Here is a 16,514-nt window from a genome sequence, read left to right on the forward strand (position 1 = left end):
GGTTTGTGTCCCGGTGGGCCGGGCAACCACCTAGGTATGGATTCTGAACGCTTTCGCAAGCTGCTGGACGCCTCCGGGCCCTTCGCGTCGATCTACTTCGACGACTCGCACGACACCCACGACGCCGAGGCGCAACTCGAGCTCAAGTGGCGGGCCGCGAAGGACGAACTGGAAAAGCAGGGTGCGGGCCAGGCGGTGATCGAGGCCATCGGCGATGCGATCATGAACCTGCGGCCACCGGTCGGCCGCAGCGGGCGCGCGGTGATCGCCGGCGCCGACGGCGTGCTGATCAACGAGCACCTGGCCCGGGCCGCGGCCACCGGAGTCGTCCGGGTGTCCGAATTGCCTTACCTGGTGCCGATTCTCGAGCAGAGCTTCGATCATCCGGACTACGTGCTGGTGGTCGTCGACCACAGCGGTGCCGACCTCACCGCCCACGTCAATGGCGCGCTGCACTCGGAAACCGTCGACGGCGGCGGGTTTCCCGTGCACCACGCCGCCGGGGCGGAGAACGCCGGATACGGCGACCCGCAGCTGCGCAGCGACGAAGCGGCCCGCAAGAACCTGCGCGCGGTGGCGGATCGAGTCGGCGAACTCGTCGACGACAAAGGCATCGAGCTGGTCTTCGTGGTGGGTGAGGTGCGGTCGCGGTCGGACTTCCTCTCCACGCTGCCCGAGCGGCTGCACGATCGGGCCGTGCCGCTGGAAGTCGGTGCACGCCACAGCGGCCACGACTTCGGCGAGATCGAGCAGGCCATCGAGGCCGAGTTCCTCAAGCGCCAGCTGAGGGCCATCGACGACGCCGCGCAGAAGTTCACCGCCGAGATCGGACGGGAGTCCGGTTTGGCCGCCGAGGGGCTCGACGCGGTGTGCTCGGCGCTGCGCCAAGGCGCGGTCGAGACGTTGATCATCGGCGAGCTCGGGGACGCGACCGTCGTCGCCGACGCGGGGCTGACGACGGTGGCCCCCAACGAGAACGTGCTCTCCGAACAGGGCGCCGCGCCCGACAAGACGCTGCGGGCCGACGAGGCGCTGCCGATGTTCGCCGTGGCGACGGGGGCGTCGCTGGTGCGCACCGACGAACGGATCGCGCCGGCCGACGGCGTCGGCGCGGTGCTGCGGTACGCGCCGACGCTGCACGCGCCGGCGGGCTGACTGCGCGGTGGCGGAGGGATTTGAACCCCCGGACGGTGTTAGCCGTCTCTCGCTTTCAAGGCGAGTGCATTAGGCCGCTCTGCCACGCCACCGCTTGCAAGGGTAACTGGCTAGTAGCGTGGCGAGTATGCGTGCCATCGTCGCCGAATCCCCCGACCGACTTCTCTGGCAGGAGGTGCCCGACGCGACCGCCGGAGCCGGTGAGGTCCTGATCAAGGTCGCCGCCGCCGGAGTGAACCGCGCCGACCTGCTGCAGGCCGCGGGCAAGTACCCGCCGCCGCCGGGCGCGAGCGACATCATCGGGATGGAGGTGTCCGGCGTCGTCGCCGACGCCGGGTCGGACGTCGGGGATTGGTCTGCGGGCCAAGGGGTTTGCGCGCTGCTCGCCGGCGGCGGTTATGCCGAGTACGTCGCCGTCCCCGCTGGTCAGGTCATGCCGGTTCCCGACGGTGTCGACCTTGTCGATGCCGCGGGCCTGCCCGAGGTGGCCTGCACGGTGTGGTCGAATCTGGTGCTGACCGCCCATCTCGGCAAGGGCCAGCTGCTCCTGCTGCACGGCGGGGCGAGCGGGATCGGCAGCCACGCGATCCAGGTGGCCCGGGCGCTGGGCGTCCGCGTGGCCGTCACCGCCGGGTCGGCGGAGAAGCTCGAGTTCTGCTGGGAGCTGGGCGCGGAGATCACCATCAACTACCGCGAGGAGGACTTCGTCGAGCGGCTGCGCGCCGAGGGCGGCGCCGATGTGATCCTCGACATCATGGGCGCGGCCTACTTGGATCGCAACATCGACGCCCTGGCGACCGACGGCCAGCTCGTCATCATCGGCATGCAGGGCGGCATCAAGGGTGAGCTCAACATCGGGAAGTTGATGGGCAAGCGGGCGCGGGTCATCGGCACCACGCTGCGTGCCCGGCCGGTGACGGGTCCGAACAGCAAGACGGAGATCGTGCAGGCGGTGATCGCCTCGGTGTGGCCGATGATCGCCGAGGGCCGGGTGCGGCCGATCATCGGAGCGCGCCTGCCGATTCAGCAGGCCGGGGAAGCGCACGAGCAGCTGACGTCGAGCAAGGTGACCGGGAAGATCGTCCTGACGGTCTAGGCGGCATTCGCCGAGCGTGAAGTGACGGGCGAGTTTTCGCGCGATTTTTCGCCCTGAGGTCACGTTCGGCGAAGAGACCGAGCCGGCGGACCCCGCTCAGCCCAACGAGGCGAGCGCGCGGACCAACTGGTCGACCTCGGCCGTCGTCGAGTAGTGCGCCAGCCCGACGGTGACGGCGCCGCCGATGTCGTTGACGCCCAGCACGTCGAGCGCCCGCGACCCCTTGTTGGAGACGGCCAGGATGCCGTTGTCCGAGAGGCGCTGCACCACCCGCTCGGCGGGCACCTCGTGCAGCGCGAAGCTCACCACCGGTATCCGCACCTCCGGGCGACCGATCACCATCACCAGCGACAGGGACCGCAGCGACGCCATCAGGTAGTCGAAGATCCGGTTCAGGTACGCGGAAGCGGACTGCATCGACACCGACAGGCGTTCGCGCCGGCTGCCGCGGGCGGACTCGTCCAGCGCGGCGAGGTACTCGATGCTGGCGACCACGCCCCCGAGCAGACCGTACTGGTGAGCGCCGAGCTCGAGCCGCGCCGGGCCGGTGGCGTGGGGGTCCGTCGAGATCGAGCTGAACGAGTTGAGCAGGCTCGGGTCGCGGAACACGATCGCGCCGATCGGCGGGCCACCCCACGCCTGGGCGTTCACCGCCACCACGTCGGCGTCGGTCTCCTTGACGTCGAGCAGGCGGTACGGCGCGGCGGCGGAATGGTCCACCACCACGAGCCCCCCGACGTCGTGCACGAGCTTGGTCATCGCGCGCAGATCGGTGACCGTGCCCAGGGTCGCGGAGCCGGAACCCACGGCGACCAGCCTGGTCGACTTACCGATCAGGCTCTCCCACTGCCACGTCGGCAGCTCGCCCGTCTCGATGTCGATCTCGGCCCACTTCACCTTGGCTCCGTAGCGATGGGCGGCCCGCAACCAGGGGGCGATGTTGGCCTCGTCGTCCAGCCGGCTGACCACCACCTCGTAACCCAGCCCCGCCCGCGAGGACGACGCCTCGGCCAGCGATGACAACAGGATCGACCGGTCGGCCCCCAGCACCACACCCTCCGGCTCGGCGTTGAAAAGGTCGGCCACCGCGGCACGCGCCGCGTCCAGGACGGCGGCGCTGCGTTGGGCCGACGGATGCGCGCCCACCGTGCTGGGGCCGGATCTGCGGAAAGCCGTCGACACCGTGGTCGCGACCGAATCGGGGATGAGCATCCCGGCCGGTGCATCGAAGTGAACCCACCCGTCACCCAGCGACGGATGCAGTCCACGCACCCGGGCGACGTCGTAAGCCATGCCAGCCACCTTAGAGCTTCCGCATTTTGCGCGAAATTGCGACGGGTAGCGGGTGCCACCGGCGTTCCAGCCAGATGCGGCCTCCCGAGCCAGGACACCCGGCCAGCCATACTAGTCGAGTGGGCCTCTGGTTCGGAACGCTGATCGCATTGTTTCTGCTGATGGCACCGGGAACGACCGTCGCGCGAATCAGTCAGCTGACCTGGCCCGTCGCGGTCGCCGTCGGTCCCGCGCTGACCTATGGCGTGGTGGCGCTGGCGATCATTCCCTACGGTGCACTCGGGATTCCGTGGAACGGTTGGACGGCGCTCGCCGCGCTCGCCGTCGTGTGCATCGCGATGACGGGTTTGCAGCTGGTGCTGGCACGCTACCGCGACACGGAGGCGGAAGCGCTCGGGATCGGCCGCTGGCCGGCGATCGCTGTGGCCACCGGTGTGCTGCTGGGCGCCGCACTGATCATGTGGGCCGGCTACCGGGGGCTCACGCACTGGCAGACCGTGCCGAGCACCTGGGACGCCGTGTGGCACGCCAACGAGGTCCGCTACATCCTCGACACGGGGCAGGCCTCATCGACCCACATGGGCGAGCTGCGCAACGTCGAGACGCACCAGCCGCTGTACTACCCGTCGGTGTTCCACGCCGTCACCGCGGTGTACTGCCAGCTGACAGGCGCGGCGCCCACCACGGGCTACACCCTCACTTCGCTGGCCGCGTCGGTCTGGCTGTTTCCGTCCAGCGCGGCAACGCTCACCTGGTTCCTGGTGCGGCCGGTCAGCGCCCAATGGCGAGCGGCGGGCGCGTCGGCCACCGCCGCGGCGCTGTCGGCGTCGTTCACCTCGGTGCCCTACGTGGAGTTCGGCGTCGCGGCGATGCCCAACCTGGCCGCCTACGGCGTCGCCATCCCGACGTTCGTCCTGATCGCCTCGACGCTGCGGCACCGTGACCGCGTTCCGGCGGCCGTGCTGGCGCTGGTGGGTGTCCTGTCGGTGCACCTCACCGGCGGGTTCATCGTCATCCTCTTCCTGCTGGCGTGGTGGCTGCTCGACGCACTCTGGCACCCAGTGCGCGGCCGCGTCGCCGACGCGGCCGTCCTGGCCGCCGTGGCGGTGCCGACGGGGGCGATCCTGGCCCCGCAGTTCCTCGGCGTGCTGCGGCAGGCCGACATCATCGCCGGGCACGCGTTTCCCAGCTTCAAGAGCGCGAAGCAGGGCGTGATCGACGCGCTGCTGCTGCACACCCGCCACCTCAACGACTTCCCGATTCAGTACGGCCTCGTGGTGTTGTCGTACGCCGGGATGGCGCTGCTGTTGTACAAGCGCATTTGGTGGCCGGCGGCGGTCTGGCTGGTGTTGACGGTGGCGACCATCTACTCCGGGGCGCCGTTCCGCAATCCGGTCGGCCGCGCGATCGAGGAGTTCAGCCAGTTCTTCTACAACGACCCGCGGCGCCTGACCGCAGTGGTGACGATGGTGCTGACACCGATGGCGGCCGTGGCGATGTACGCCGCGGTCGTGGCGGCGGTGGCCGGTTTGCGGCGGCTCAGCGACCGGCGAAAGCCGTTGCCGCCGCCGGTGTGGACCGCGACCACGGCCGCGGCGCTGGTGCTGACCACGGCGCTCACGGCGCGGCACTACCTCTATCGACACATCGTGCTGTTCGGCGACAAGTACGACCAGGTCATGATCGACCAGCGCGACCTGATGGCTATGGCGTATCTGGCCAAGCTGCCGGGTGCGCGCGACACCGTGATCGGCGACTCCAACATCGACGGCACCGCCTGGATGTACTCCGTGGCCGACCTGCACCCGCTGTGGACGCACTACGACTTTCCACAGCAAACCGGGCCCGGCTACTACCGCTATATCTTCTGGACCTCGGCCCGCAAGGGTGATTCCGACCCGAAAGTGGTGGAGGCGATCAAAGCCCTGAATATCCGGTACATCCTCACCAGTGCGCCGAACGTCCGGGGATTCGCCACGCCGGACGGACTAATGTCACTGGATAAATCGAAGTCGTGGGCGCTGATCTACGACAACGGTGGGGCCCGGATCTACGAGTGGCACTCGGACGTCCCGGCGACCCACCCCTAGGACCACAACAGGATGGTGATGAAGTGAGCATCAGCGACCAGGCTGACGGTGACGACGGCGTCGAGATCATCGGCGGCCTCGACCCGCGGATGATAACCGCGGCCGACGACGACTCCGACGAACGCTCGCTGACCGACTTGGTGGAACAACCGGCGAAGGTCATGCGCATCGGCACCATGATCAAGCAACTGCTCGAGGAAGTGCGCGCCGCACCGCTCGACGAGGCCAGCCGCAACCGGCTGCGCGAGATCCACGCGACCAGCATTCGCGAGCTGGAAGACGGCCTGGCGCCGGAACTGCGCGAGGAACTCGAACGGCTGACCCTGCCGTTCGACGAGGGTTCCGCGCCGTCGGACGCGGAGCTGCGCATCGCCCAGGCGCAGCTCGTCGGGTGGCTGGAAGGCCTGTTCCACGGCATCCAGACGGCGCTGTTCGCCCAGCAGATGGCCGCGCGGGCCCAACTCGAGCAGATGCGCCAGGGCGCGCTGCCCCCCGGAATGGGCAAACCGGGCCAGGGCGCGCACGGTCATGGGCAGTACCTGTAAGCAGACATGAGTAGTTGACGGTGTCGGGTCCTCATATCGAGACGCGCGACGCGTGGGTCGAATTCCCCATCTTCGACGCCAAGTCGCGTTCGCTGAAGAAGGCTTTCCTGGGCAAGGCGGGCGGCACGATCGGTCGCACCAGCTCCAACGTGGTTGTCGTCGAGGCGCTGCGAGACATCACCATGAAGCTGGAGCTCGGCGACCGGGTGGGTCTCGTCGGTCACAACGGGGCCGGCAAATCCACTCTGCTGCGCCTGCTTTCGGGCATCTACGAGCCCACCCGGGGCTGGGCGAAGGTCACCGGCCGCGTCGCGCCCGTTTTCGACCTCGGGGTCGGCATGGACCCGGAGATCTCCGGCTACGAGAACATCATCATCCGCGGCCTGTTCCTCGGGCAGACCCGCAAGCAGATGCTCGCCAAGGTGGACGAGATCGCCGAGTTCACCGAGCTGGGCGACTACTTGTCGATGCCGCTGCGCACCTACAGCACGGGGATGCGGGTGCGGCTCGCGATGGGCGTCGTCACGAGCATCGATCCCGAGATCCTGCTGCTCGACGAGGGCATCGGCGCGGTGGACGCCGACTTCCTGAAGAAGGCGCAGTCCCGCTTGCAGGGCCTGGTGGAGCGCTCCGGAATCCTGGTCTTCGCCAGCCACTCCAACGAATTCCTGGCCCGGCTGTGCCGCACCGCGATGTGGATCGATCACGGGGCCATCCGGATGTCCGGCGGAATCGAAGAGGTCGTGCGCGCCTACGAGGGCGAAGACGCGGCCCGCCACGTGCACGAGGTGCTGGCCGAGACCCGCGCTTCGGCGGACACCGAACGGCCCCTGGCGCAAAGCGCATCCGCGGATGAGTGACAGCGTCTGCGCCGTCGTCGTCACCCACCGGCGCCACGACGAGCTGGCCAAGTCCCTCGATGTGCTGAGCACGCAGAGCCGTCTGCCCGACCACCTGATCGTCGTCGACAATGACGGTTCGAGCGACAGAGTCCGGGACCTCGTTGCCGGTCAGCCGATTCCGACGACGTACCTGGCTTCCAGGCGAAACCTCGGCGGCGCGGGCGGTTTCGCGCTTGGCATGCTGCACGCGCTGGCACAGGGCGCCGACTGGGTGTGGCTCGCCGACGACGACGGCCGCCCCCAGGATTCCGAGGTGCTGGCGACGCTGCTGGCCTGCGCCGAAAAATACGGCCTGGCCGAGGTGTCGCCGATGGTGTGCAACATGGACGATCCGCGGCGGCTGGCGTTCCCGTTGCGCCGCGGCCTGGTGTGGCGCAGGCGCGCAGACGAATTGCGCACCGAGGACGGGCAAGACCTGCTGCGCGGCATCGCGTCGCTGTTCAACGGGGCGCTGTTCCGGGCGTCGACGCTGGAAGCGATCGGTGTGCCGGACCTGCGGCTGTTCATCCGCGGCGACGAGGTCGAGATGCACCGCCGCCTGGTGCGCTCCGGCCTGCCGTTCGGCACCTGCCTGGACACCGCGTACCTGCACCCCTGCGGATCCGACGAATTCCGGCCCATCCTCGGCGGCCGGATGCACACGCAATATCCCGACGACGCCTTCAAGCGGTTCTTCACCTACCGCAACCGCGGCTACCTGCTGGCGCAACCCGGGCTGCGCAAGCTGGTGGCGCAGGAATGGCTGCGGTTCGGCTGGTTCTTCCTGGTGACCCGGCGCGATCCCAAGGGCCTGCGGGAGTGGATCCGTTTGCGACGCTTGGGGCGTCGCGAACATTTCGGCAGGCCCGGGGCGGGAGGAGCATCATGACGTTCATCGACGCCGCGGCGCAGTCCAGGACCCTGGCCCGAGCGCGCGCCGATCTGGTCGACGGCTTTCGCCGGCACGAGCTGTGGCTGCACCTGGGCTGGCAGGACATCAAGCAGCGCTACCGCCGCTCTGTGCTGGGGCCGTTCTGGATCACCATCGCGACGGGCACCACGGCCGTCGCGATGGGGGGGTTGTATTCCAAGCTGTTTCACCTCGAGCTATCCGTGCACCTGCCCTACGTCACGCTCGGGCTGATCATCTGGAACCTGATCAACGCCGCCATCCTCGAGGGCGCCGACGTGTTCGTCGCCAACGAGGGCCTGATCAAGCAGCTGCCCACGCCGCTGTCGGTGCACGTGTATCGATTGGTGTGGCGGCAGATCATCCTGTTCGCGCACAACATCGTCATCTACGTGGTGATCGCATGCATCTTCCCCAAGCCGTGGTCGTGGGCGGACCTGTCCGTGTTTCCGGCGCTCGGGTTGATCGTGCTCAATTGCATCTGGGTGTCACTGTGTTTCGGCATTCTGGCGACCCGCTATCGCGACATCGGCCCGCTGCTGTTCTCGGTGGTGCAGCTGCTGTTCTTCATGACCCCGATCATCTGGAACGACGACACCCTGCGGCAGCAGGGCGCCGGGCGCTGGTCGAGCATCGTCGAGTTCAATCCCCTGCTGCACTATCTCGACATCGTCCGCGCCCCGTTGCTGGGCGCGCACCAGGAGATGCGGCACTGGGTGGTGGTCATCGCGCTGACCGTCGTCGGGTGGCTGCTGGCGGCCTTCGCCATGCGGCAGTACCGCGCTCGCGTCGCATACTGGGTGTAGGTCCCCGCCGAGCGTCGGGTTGTTGCTGCGCAATTGCGCTTATTCACGCAACAACTCGACGATCGGGCATCCGCGTCGGCTCCCGGGCTCGGACGGGCCAGCCCCGCCCACCGGCCGTAGTCGCAGTTCACTAGAACCCGGGACGTGCGCGCGGCCCTTCGAAGGAGGAGTATGCGAGCGTGAGCGATGCCTCGGCCGTCGGCTGCGTCGGGACGCTGACCGTGGCGACCCGCGGTGACCGCGGCGCGGGGGAAGTGCTGGTGACCGTGCGCGGATCCAAGGAGGCCTTCCTGGCCTGGTCCGACGAGCCGTTACCCAAGGGTTCTTCCGTTCTGGTGGTGGGCGTCCGAGGCGCTCGCGCCGTGGTCGTCGAGCCATGGCAGCACCACCTCACCCCGGGGTGATTTGCCGGCCGAAAAGTCTTGGGATACAACAGCGAAACCCATTAAGGAGTCGAAGATGCTCGGTTACAAGGTTCCCGCCCCCGACGAGGCGATGCTCATCGCCGGTGCCAGAACCAAGAGCAACGCCCCGTTCCGCGTCGTGACCGGCCACGGCGCCTTCATCATGCCGTTCTTCCGCAAGGTTCGGTTCCTCACGCTGTCCATGTGCGAGGCCGAGGTCGCCGAGAAGTGCGTAACCCAGCAGGGCATCACCCTCAACGTCCGCGCGGTGATCGCCTTCAAGGTCGGCAACGACACCGAGAGCATTATCAGTGCGGCACAACGGTTTCTGTCCGAGCAGGACCAGATGTCGGTGCTGACCGGGCGGATCTTCGCGGGTCATTTGCGCTCGATCATCGGCTCGATGACCGTCGAGGAGATCATCCGGGAGCGGCAGAAACTGGCGACCGAGGTGCTCGACGGTTCCAAGGAGGAGATGGCCCGAATCGGCCTGACCGTCGATGCCCTGCAGATCCAGTCCATCGACGACGACGGGCTCGGCTACATCGACGCAATGTCGGCCCCCCACAACGCGGCGATCCAGCAGATGGCCCAGATCGCGCAGGCCCAGGCGAACCAGGCCGCGGCGGAAGCCGAACAGGAGTCGCAGCGCAAGCAGGCCGAATTCGCGCGTCAGACCGCGATCGTCAAGGCGCAGTACAAGGCCGAGGTGGACAAGGCCCAGGCGCTGGCAGCCCAGGCCGGCCCGCTGGCCGAGGCCCAATCCCAGCGCGAGGTGCTCGAGATGAAGACCGAGCTTGCCGAGCGTGCCGCCGAGCTGCGCCAGCAGGAGCTGGTCGCCGAGGTGATCAAACCCGCGGAAGCCGAGGCCGAACGTGTCCGCATCATGGCCGTCGCCGACGCGGAGAAGATGAAGATCCAGGCCGAAGCCGCGGCCTCGCACAACCGGGTCGCGCTGGACAAGATGCTCATCGACCAGCTGCCGCAGATCGTGGAGAAGGCGGCGCTCGGGCTGTCGAACGCCAACCTCACCGTGCTCAACGGCGCCGAGGGACTCAGCGAGGTGGCCACCGGCCTGGTGTCCCAGGGCAAGGCCATCTTCGACGCGTTGCGCGGCGGCGGCTCCGACTATTACGACGACGAGGACGCGGCGCCGGTCCACACGAATTCAGACTCCGGCCACCCGACCCGCTGAGGGTGTCGCCCCGCGAGCTGATCGTGCTCGGCACCTCCAGCCAGGTGCCCACCCGACGCCGCAGCCACAACGGCTACCTGCTGCGCTGGGACGACGAGGGTCTGCTGTTCGATCCGGGTGAGGGCACGCAGCGGCAGCTGCTGCTGGCCGGCACGTCGGTGAGCGCCATAACCCGGCTCTGCCTCACCCACTTCCATGGCGACCACTGCCTGGGGGTGCCCGGCATCGTGCAGCGATTGTCGCTGGACGGGGTGCCGCGCCCGGTGCCCGCCTACTTTCCGGCGTCGGGCCGGGAGTTCTTCGCCCGGCTGCGCCATGCCAGCATCTTCTACGATATGGCCGACGTGCCGGAGCACCCCGTCGCCGCGGACGGACGCGTCGCGTCGGGCGCTTTCGGCATGCTGGAGGCCCGCACGCTCGACCATTCCGTCGACGCCATCGGCTACCGGCTGATCGAGCCGGACGGGCGCCGCTTCGTGCCCGAGTTGCTGGCCAGGCACGGCGTCGCCGGCCCCGCCGTCGGCGAACTGCAGCGGTCGGGGTCGATCGAGGCCGACGGGCGGACCGTCAGCCTTTCGGAGGTGACGGCGACCCGCCGCGGGCAGCGGTTCGCCTTCGTCATGGACACCCGGTTGTGCGACGCCGTCTACGCCCTCGCCGACGGCGCCGACATGTTGGTGATCGAGGCGACGTTCCTCGACGAGGACGCGGACCTGGCGACTCGGTATGGGCACCTGACCGCCCGCCAGGCGGCAGGGGTGGCGGCCAAGTGCGGGGTGCGCCGGCTCGTGCTGACCCACTTCTCCCAGCGCTACACCGACAGCCGGCGTTTCCACGACGAGGCCGCCGCGGCCTTCGGCGGCGACACTTTCGTCGCCGAGGACCTGGCACGGATACCGGTGCCCACCCGGCTCGACGAATAGGATGGCGGGCACCTCGTGGCGGTGTCACACTGATACGCCATTCGGGCAAACCGGGCGAAAGGTCGAGCGACGTGAGCGACGAAGTCGAATCAGCGGCCGATGCGGCGCGCGCCAACCTCTCCGCGGAGCTGGAGCGGTTGAGGCAGCGGCGCGCTCGCCTGGAGCTTGAGGTCAAGAACGACCGCGGCATGGTCGGCGACCACGGCGACGCGGCGGAGGCCATCCAGCGGGCCGACGAACTGGTCGTCCTCGCCGACCGGATCAACGAACTCGACCATCGGCTGCGCGAGGGCCCCTCACCCGAGGAGTCGACGTCGCTGCCCGGCGGCACCGAGGTGACGCTGCGGTTCCCCGACGGTGAGGTCGTCACGATGCAGGTGATCTCGATCGTCGAAGAGGCCGCCGCCGGCCGGGAGGGCGAGGCGCTGACCGCTCGCAGCCCCCTGGGGCAAGCGCTCGCCGGGCATCAGCCGGGCGACACGGTGATTTACTCGACGCCTCAGGGCGAGAACCGGGTCGAGTTGATCGCGATCAAACGCCCCGGCTAGCGGCCCGTGGGGCGTCCGCGGCCCGATAGACTCCCCCCAATGGTTGCCTCGCCGCCCGACCCCGCGCCGCACAACCCGACCCTGGGCGCACCGCTGAGCCTGACGACGCAGGTGTGGCGCTTCGTCGTCACCGGCGGCCTGGCCGCGATCGTCGACTTCAGCGTCTACGTCAGCCTCTATAAGGCGGTGGGCCTGCAAGTCGACCTGTCCAAATTCATCAGCGTCGTCGTCGGCACCATCACCGCCTACCTGATCAACCGTCGATGGACGTTCCAGGCGCCGCCGAGCACCTCCCGGTTCGCCGCCGTAATGGGCCTTTACGCCGTCACCTTCGCCGTGCAGGTCGGCCTGAACCACTTCTGCCTTGCGCTTTTGCACTACCGGACGTGGGCCATCCCGGTCGCGTTCGTGGTCGCCCAGGGCACCGCGACCGTCATCAACTTCATCGTCCAGCGAGCCGTGATCTTCCGCATGCGCTGACCCGCCGTCCGCAGGCGGTACCCTCTTTGACGATGTCGAGCACCCCCGAGCACACCACCCTCACCCGGCTGACCGGGTGGGGCCGCACCGCCCCGTCGGTGTCCGACGTGCTGCGCACCCCCGACCCCGAGGTCATCGCGAAGGCCGTGACCAGGGCCGCCGACGCGGGCGGCCGGGGCGTGATCGCGCGCGGGCTGGGCCGATCCTACGGCGACAACGCGCAGAACGGTGGCGGCCTGGTCATCGACATGAACGCGCTGAACACGATCCACTCCATCAACGCCGACACCAAGCTGGCCGACCTGGACGCGGGCGTGAACCTCGACCAGTTGATGAAGGCCGCGCTCCCGTTCGGCCTGTGGGTCCCGGTGCTGCCGGGCACCCGTCAGGTCACCATCGGCGGCGCCATCGCGTGCGACATCCACGGCAAGAACCACCACAGCGCGGGCAGCTTCGGCAACCACGTGCGCAGCATGGACCTGCTCACCGCGGACGGGCACGTGCACCACCTGTCACCCACCGGCGAAGGGTCCGAGCTCTTCTGGGCCACGGTCGGCGGCAACGGCCTGACCGGCATCATCCTGCGGGCGACCATCGGGATGACGCCCACGGAGACGGCGTATTTCATCGCCGACGGCGACGTTACGGCCAGCCTCGACGAAACCATCGCCTTCCACAGCGACGGCAGTGAGGCGAACTACACGTACTCCTCCGCCTGGTTCGACGCGATCAGCGCGCCCCCGAAGCTGGGCCGCGCGGCGATATCGCGCGGCTCGCTGGCCCGGCTCGATCAGCTACCCAAGAAGCTTCAGCGCGATCCGCTGAAATTCGATGCGCCCCAACTTCTTACGATCCCCGACATTGTTCCGAACGGCCTGGCGAACAAGTACACGTTCGCGCCGATCGGCGAGCTGTGGTACCGCAAGTCTGGCACCTACCGCGGCAAGGTGCAGAACCTGACGCAGTTCTATCACCCGCTGGACATGTTCGGCGAGTGGAACCGCGCCTACGGCCAGTCGGGCTTCGGCCAGTACCAGTTTGTGGTGCCGACCACCGCCGTCGAGGAGTTCAAAGGCATTATCCGCGACATCCAGAGGTCCGGGCATTACTCGTTCCTTAACGTGTTCAAGCTCTTCGGTCCGGGCAACCAGGCTCCGCTGAGCTTTCCGATCCCGGGCTGGAACGTGTGTGTCGACTTCCCGATCAAGGCGGGGCTCAACGAGTTCCTCAACGAACTCGACCGCCGGGTGCTCGAGTTCGGTGGGCGGGTCTACACCGCCAAGGATTCCCGAGTGAGCGCCGACACCTTCCACGCCATGTACCCGCGCATCGACGAATGGATCGCGCTGCGCCGCAAGGTAGATCCGATGCGAGTGTTCGCCTCCGACATGGCCCGACGCTTGGAGTTGCTCTGAATGGTGCACCAATGGTTCTAGATGCCGTGGGAAACCCGCAAACCATCCTGCTGCTCGGCGGCACCTCCGAGATCGGACTCGCCATCTGCGAGCGATATCTGCAGAACGCGCGGGCCCGGATCGTGCTGGCCGCCATGCCCGGCGACCCGGGCCGTGACGCGGCCGTGGCCCAGATGAAGGCCGCGGGCGCGCGGTCGGTGCAGCTGATCGACTTCGAAGCCACCGATCCCGACAGCCACCCGAAGATGATCGACGAGGCCTTCGAGGGCGGTGACGTCGACGTCGCCATCGTTGCGTTCGGCATCCTCGGCGACGCCGAAGAACTCTGGCAGAACCAGCGAAAGGCGGTGCTGGCCGCCGAAATCAATTACACCGCCGCGGTTTCGGTGGGTGTACTGCTGGGCGAGAAGATGCGGGCCCAGGGATTCGGGCAGATCATCGCGATGAGCACCGTAGCCGGCGAGCGAGTGCGACGGTCCAACTTCGTCTACGGCTCCACCAAGGCTGGCTTGGACGGCTTCTACCTCGGGTTGGCGGAGGCGTTGCGCGAGTGCGGCGTTCGCGTGCTGGTGATCCGGCCCGGCCAGGTGCGGACCCGAATGAGCGCCCACGTCAAGGAAGCCCCACTGACCGTCGACAAGGAGTACGTCGCCAACCTCGCGGTGACCGCCGCCGCTAAAGGTAAGGAATTGGTTTGGGCACCGGCAGCATTCCGCTACGTGATGATGGTGTTGCGGCACGTCCCGCGGAGCGTCTTCCGCAGGCTGCCAATCTGAACATGCGCAACGCGCTGGCCACCCTCGGCCAGATGGTGCTCGCGGTCGCGGTGTCCGTCGTCGTCGCGGTGGTGTCACTGATCGCCATCGCTCGCGTGCAGTGGCCGGCGTACCCGTCGTCAAACCAACTGCACGCGCTGACCACCGTCGGCCAGGTGGCCTGCCTGGCCGGGCTGGTCGCCGCGGGGTGGGCGTGGCGCTCGGCCCGCCTCCGCTGGCCCGCCCGGCTGGCCGGGCTGGTGTTCGTGTCGGCGTTTACCGTCGTGACGCTGGGCATGCCCCTGGGGGCCACCAAGCTGTACCTGTTCGGCATCTCCGTCGACCAGCAGTTCCGCACGGAATACCTCACCCGACTGGCCGACAGCCCCGCGCTGCGCGACATGACCTACCTCGGGCTGCCGCCCTTCTACCCGCCCGGCTGGTTCTGGATCGGTGGCCGGGTCGCCGCCCTGACCGGGATGCCGGCCTGGGAGGTCTACAAGCCCTGGGCCATCACGTCGATCGCGATCGGGGTGGCGGTCGCGCTGGTGCTGTGGTGGCGGATGATCCGCTTCGAGTACGCGCTGATCGTCACGACGGCGACCGCGGCGGCGACGCTGGCCTACGGCTCGCCCGAGCCGTACGCGGCGATGATCACGGTGTTGTTGCCGCCGGTGCTGGTGTTGACGTGGTCGGGCTTGCGCGGCGGCGAACGCCCGGCTGGCGGGGCGCCCAAGACCGAGTGCCCGGCTGGCGGGGCAACCGAGCGCGAAGTTAACAGCACACTCGAGGCGGAGCGCGAAAGTAGCTTCGCAGTCGCGACGGCGAGGCCGGACGCAAGAGGCGGGTGGGCTGCCGTCGTGGCCGCCGGTCTCTTCCTGGGATGGGCGGCCACCTGGTACTCGCTGCTGGTCGCCTTCAGCGCGTTCACGGTCGTGCTGATGACCCTTCTGCTGGCCGGGACGCGGTGGCGCCGAAGCGGCTTCGCCGGCGCGCTCGACCCGCTGCGCCGGCTGGCCGTCATCGCCGTCATCGCGGCGGCGATCGCGAGCACCACCTGGCTGCCGTTCATCCTGCGGGCGGCCGGCCACCCGGTCAGCAACAGCGGCAGCGCGTTTCACTACCTGCCCGCCGACGGCGCCGTGCTGACCTTTCCCATGCTGCAGTTCTCGCTGCTCGGCGCGGTCTGCCTGATCGGCGCCCTGTGGCTGGTGATCCGCGCCGGATCGTCGGCGCGGGCGGGCGCCCTGGCCGTCGGCGTGCTGGCCGTCTACCTGTGGTCGCTGCTGTCGATGCTGACCACGCTGGCGCGCACCACCCTGTTGTCCTTCCGGTTGCAGCCGACCCTGACCGTCCTGCTGGTCGCCGCCGGAGCCTTCGGTTTCGTGGAGGCCACGCGGGCGCTGGCCGCACGCGGGCCGGCGGTCGTCCCGGTGGCCGGCGCGACCGGCCTGGCCGCCGCGATCGCGTTCAGCCAGGACATCCCTGACGTGCTGCGGCCGGACCTCACCATCGCCTACACCGACACCGACGGCCACGGCCAGCGCGGTGACCGGCGCCCACCGAGTTCGGAGAAGTTCTACGCCGAGATCGACTCGGCGATCGTGCGCGTCACGGGCAGACCCCGCGACCAGACGGTGGTGATGACCGCCGACTACAGCTTTCTGTCGTACTACCCCTACTGGGGGTTCCAGGGGCTGACCTCGCACTACGCCAACCCGCTCGCCCAGTTCGACCTGCGGGCCGCGCAGATCGAGAAGTGGTCGACGCTCAAGACGGCCGACCAGCTCATCCACGCCCTCGACGCCTGCCCGTGGCCGCCGCCGACGGTCTTCCTCATGCGCCAGGGCGCGAACAACAACTACACCCTGCGGTTGGCCCAGGACGTCTACCCCAACCAGCCCAACGTGCGCCGCTACACGGTCGATCTGCGGGCCGCGCTGTTCGCCGACCCGCGCTTCGCGGTGCAAAGCATCGGGCCGTTTATGCTGGCCATTCGTAAGCCTGGGGCGTGACAG

General features: G+C 68.5%; 16 protein-coding genes and 1 tRNA gene. 15 read left to right on the forward strand and 2 right to left on the reverse strand.

Annotated elements, in window-relative coordinates:
* The first annotated feature begins 36 nt into the window (after positions 1-36).
* Positions 37-1,155 carry an Rv2629 family ribosome hibernation factor gene (locus tag SKC42_RS16820; protein ID WP_330965413.1) on the forward strand — a complete coding sequence of 373 codons (1,119 nt, stop codon included), beginning with the start codon at positions 37-39 and terminating at the stop codon, positions 1,153-1,155.
* A 5-nt stretch (positions 1,156-1,160) separates the two neighbouring features.
* Here the strand turns inward: SKC42_RS16820 and SKC42_RS16825 are convergent.
* Positions 1,161-1,247, reverse strand: a tRNA-Ser gene (locus tag SKC42_RS16825).
* A 35-nt stretch (positions 1,248-1,282) separates the two neighbouring features.
* Between SKC42_RS16825 and SKC42_RS16830 the strand changes: the two genes are divergently transcribed.
* Complete coding sequence (locus tag SKC42_RS16830; RefSeq protein WP_330965414.1) at positions 1,283-2,251, forward strand: NAD(P)H-quinone oxidoreductase; 969 nt, start codon at positions 1,283-1,285, stop codon at positions 2,249-2,251.
* 96 nt (positions 2,252-2,347) lie between these two features.
* Here the strand turns inward: SKC42_RS16830 and SKC42_RS16835 are convergent, their stop codons facing one another.
* Complete coding sequence (locus SKC42_RS16835) at positions 2,348-3,544, reverse strand: cysteine desulfurase-like protein (RefSeq protein ID WP_330965415.1); 1,197 nt, start codon at positions 3,542-3,544, stop codon at positions 2,348-2,350.
* A gap of 119 nt (positions 3,545-3,663) precedes the next feature.
* Here SKC42_RS16835 and SKC42_RS16840 point away from each other — a divergent pair, with 119 nt between their 5' ends.
* From SKC42_RS16840 to SKC42_RS16900, 13 genes are all read left to right on the forward strand, one after another.
* Entirely contained in the window at positions 3,664-5,634 is a 1,971-nt protein-coding gene (locus tag SKC42_RS16840; protein WP_330965416.1) for a DUF6541 family protein, read from the forward strand.
* Between the two features lie 89 nt (positions 5,635-5,723).
* The gene (locus SKC42_RS16845) at positions 5,724-6,179 is read left to right on the forward strand and encodes a bacterial proteasome activator family protein (RefSeq protein ID WP_330965528.1); all 456 of its coding nucleotides are present in this window, start codon (positions 5,724-5,726) and stop codon (positions 6,177-6,179) included.
* Between the two features lie 20 nt (positions 6,180-6,199).
* Positions 6,200-7,039, forward strand: a complete 840-nt coding sequence (gene wzt / locus SKC42_RS16850; protein ID WP_330965417.1) for a galactan export ABC transporter ATP-binding subunit Wzt/RfbE — start codon at positions 6,200-6,202, stop codon at positions 7,037-7,039.
* Positions 7,032-7,949, forward strand: coding sequence for a galactofuranosyltransferase GlfT1 (gene glfT1, locus SKC42_RS16855; RefSeq protein WP_330965418.1), 918 nt, complete (start codon positions 7,032-7,034; stop codon positions 7,947-7,949). Before wzt ends, glfT1 begins: the two co-directional genes overlap by 8 nt.
* Positions 7,946-8,776, forward strand: a complete 831-nt coding sequence (wzm, locus tag SKC42_RS16860) for a galactan export ABC transporter permease subunit Wzm/RfbD (RefSeq protein ID WP_330965419.1) — start codon at positions 7,946-7,948, stop codon at positions 8,774-8,776. The genes glfT1 and wzm overlap by 4 nt, the downstream gene beginning before the upstream one ends.
* Positions 8,777-8,955: 179 nt before the next feature.
* The gene (locus SKC42_RS16865) at positions 8,956-9,180 is read left to right on the forward strand and encodes a hypothetical protein (RefSeq protein ID WP_330965420.1); all 225 of its coding nucleotides are present in this window, start codon (positions 8,956-8,958) and stop codon (positions 9,178-9,180) included.
* Positions 9,181-9,235: 55 nt separating this feature from the next.
* The gene (locus SKC42_RS16870; protein WP_330965421.1) at positions 9,236-10,375 is read left to right on the forward strand and encodes an SPFH domain-containing protein; all 1,140 of its coding nucleotides are present in this window, start codon (positions 9,236-9,238) and stop codon (positions 10,373-10,375) included.
* Between the two features lie 2 nt (positions 10,376-10,377).
* Positions 10,378-11,298 carry a ribonuclease Z gene (locus SKC42_RS16875; protein WP_330965422.1) on the forward strand — a complete coding sequence of 307 codons (921 nt, stop codon included), beginning with the start codon at positions 10,378-10,380 and terminating at the stop codon, positions 11,296-11,298.
* 71 nt (positions 11,299-11,369) lie between these two features.
* Positions 11,370-11,846, forward strand: coding sequence for a GreA/GreB family elongation factor (locus tag SKC42_RS16880; RefSeq protein WP_330965423.1), 477 nt, complete (start codon positions 11,370-11,372; stop codon positions 11,844-11,846).
* Between the two features lie 39 nt (positions 11,847-11,885).
* Positions 11,886-12,326, forward strand: coding sequence for a GtrA family protein (locus SKC42_RS16885; protein WP_330965424.1), 441 nt, complete (start codon positions 11,886-11,888; stop codon positions 12,324-12,326).
* Positions 12,327-12,358: 32 nt separating this feature from the next.
* Positions 12,359-13,741: an FAD-binding oxidoreductase gene (locus SKC42_RS16890; RefSeq protein WP_330965425.1), complete on the forward strand. Its 1,383-nt coding sequence runs from the start codon at positions 12,359-12,361 to the stop codon at positions 13,739-13,741.
* 11 nt (positions 13,742-13,752) lie between these two features.
* Entirely contained in the window at positions 13,753-14,517 is a 765-nt protein-coding gene (locus tag SKC42_RS16895; RefSeq protein ID WP_330965426.1) for a decaprenylphospho-beta-D-erythro-pentofuranosid-2-ulose 2-reductase, read from the forward strand.
* A 2-nt stretch (positions 14,518-14,519) separates the two neighbouring features.
* Positions 14,520-16,511 (forward strand): galactan 5-O-arabinofuranosyltransferase, encoded by a 1,992-nt coding sequence (locus tag SKC42_RS16900; protein ID WP_330965427.1) that lies wholly within the window; start codon positions 14,520-14,522, stop codon positions 16,509-16,511.
* The last annotated feature ends 3 nt before the right edge of the window (positions 16,512-16,514 follow it).

Source organism: Mycobacterium sp. 050134 (assembly GCF_036409085.1).
Taxonomy (GTDB): Bacteria; Actinomycetota; Actinomycetes; order Mycobacteriales; family Mycobacteriaceae; genus Mycobacterium.

What these genes read in the sequence shown, in the direction of transcription:
- SKC42_RS16845 (WP_330965528.1), top strand. Translation starts at nt 5,724, where the DNA reads ATGATAACCGCGGCCGACGACGACTCCGACGAACGCTCGCTGACCGAC.
- SKC42_RS16835 (WP_330965415.1), bottom strand. Translation starts at nt 3,544, where the DNA reads ATGGCTTACGACGTCGCCCGGGTGCGTGGACTGCATCCGTCGCTGGGT.
- SKC42_RS16885 (WP_330965424.1), top strand. Translation starts at nt 11,886, where the DNA reads ATGGTTGCCTCGCCGCCCGACCCCGCGCCGCACAACCCGACCCTGGGC.
- SKC42_RS16820 (WP_330965413.1), top strand. Translation starts at nt 37, where the DNA reads ATGGATTCTGAACGCTTTCGCAAGCTGCTGGACGCCTCCGGGCCCTTC.
- SKC42_RS16900 (WP_330965427.1), top strand. Translation starts at nt 14,520, where the DNA reads ATGCGCAACGCGCTGGCCACCCTCGGCCAGATGGTGCTCGCGGTCGCG.
- SKC42_RS16895 (WP_330965426.1), top strand. Translation starts at nt 13,753, where the DNA reads ATGGTTCTAGATGCCGTGGGAAACCCGCAAACCATCCTGCTGCTCGGC.
- SKC42_RS16830 (WP_330965414.1), top strand. Translation starts at nt 1,283, where the DNA reads ATGCGTGCCATCGTCGCCGAATCCCCCGACCGACTTCTCTGGCAGGAG.
- SKC42_RS16890 (WP_330965425.1), top strand. Translation starts at nt 12,359, where the DNA reads ATGTCGAGCACCCCCGAGCACACCACCCTCACCCGGCTGACCGGGTGG.
- wzm (WP_330965419.1), top strand. Translation starts at nt 7,946, where the DNA reads ATGACGTTCATCGACGCCGCGGCGCAGTCCAGGACCCTGGCCCGAGCG.
- SKC42_RS16870 (WP_330965421.1), top strand. Translation starts at nt 9,236, where the DNA reads ATGCTCGGTTACAAGGTTCCCGCCCCCGACGAGGCGATGCTCATCGCC.
- glfT1 (WP_330965418.1), top strand. Translation starts at nt 7,032, where the DNA reads ATGAGTGACAGCGTCTGCGCCGTCGTCGTCACCCACCGGCGCCACGAC.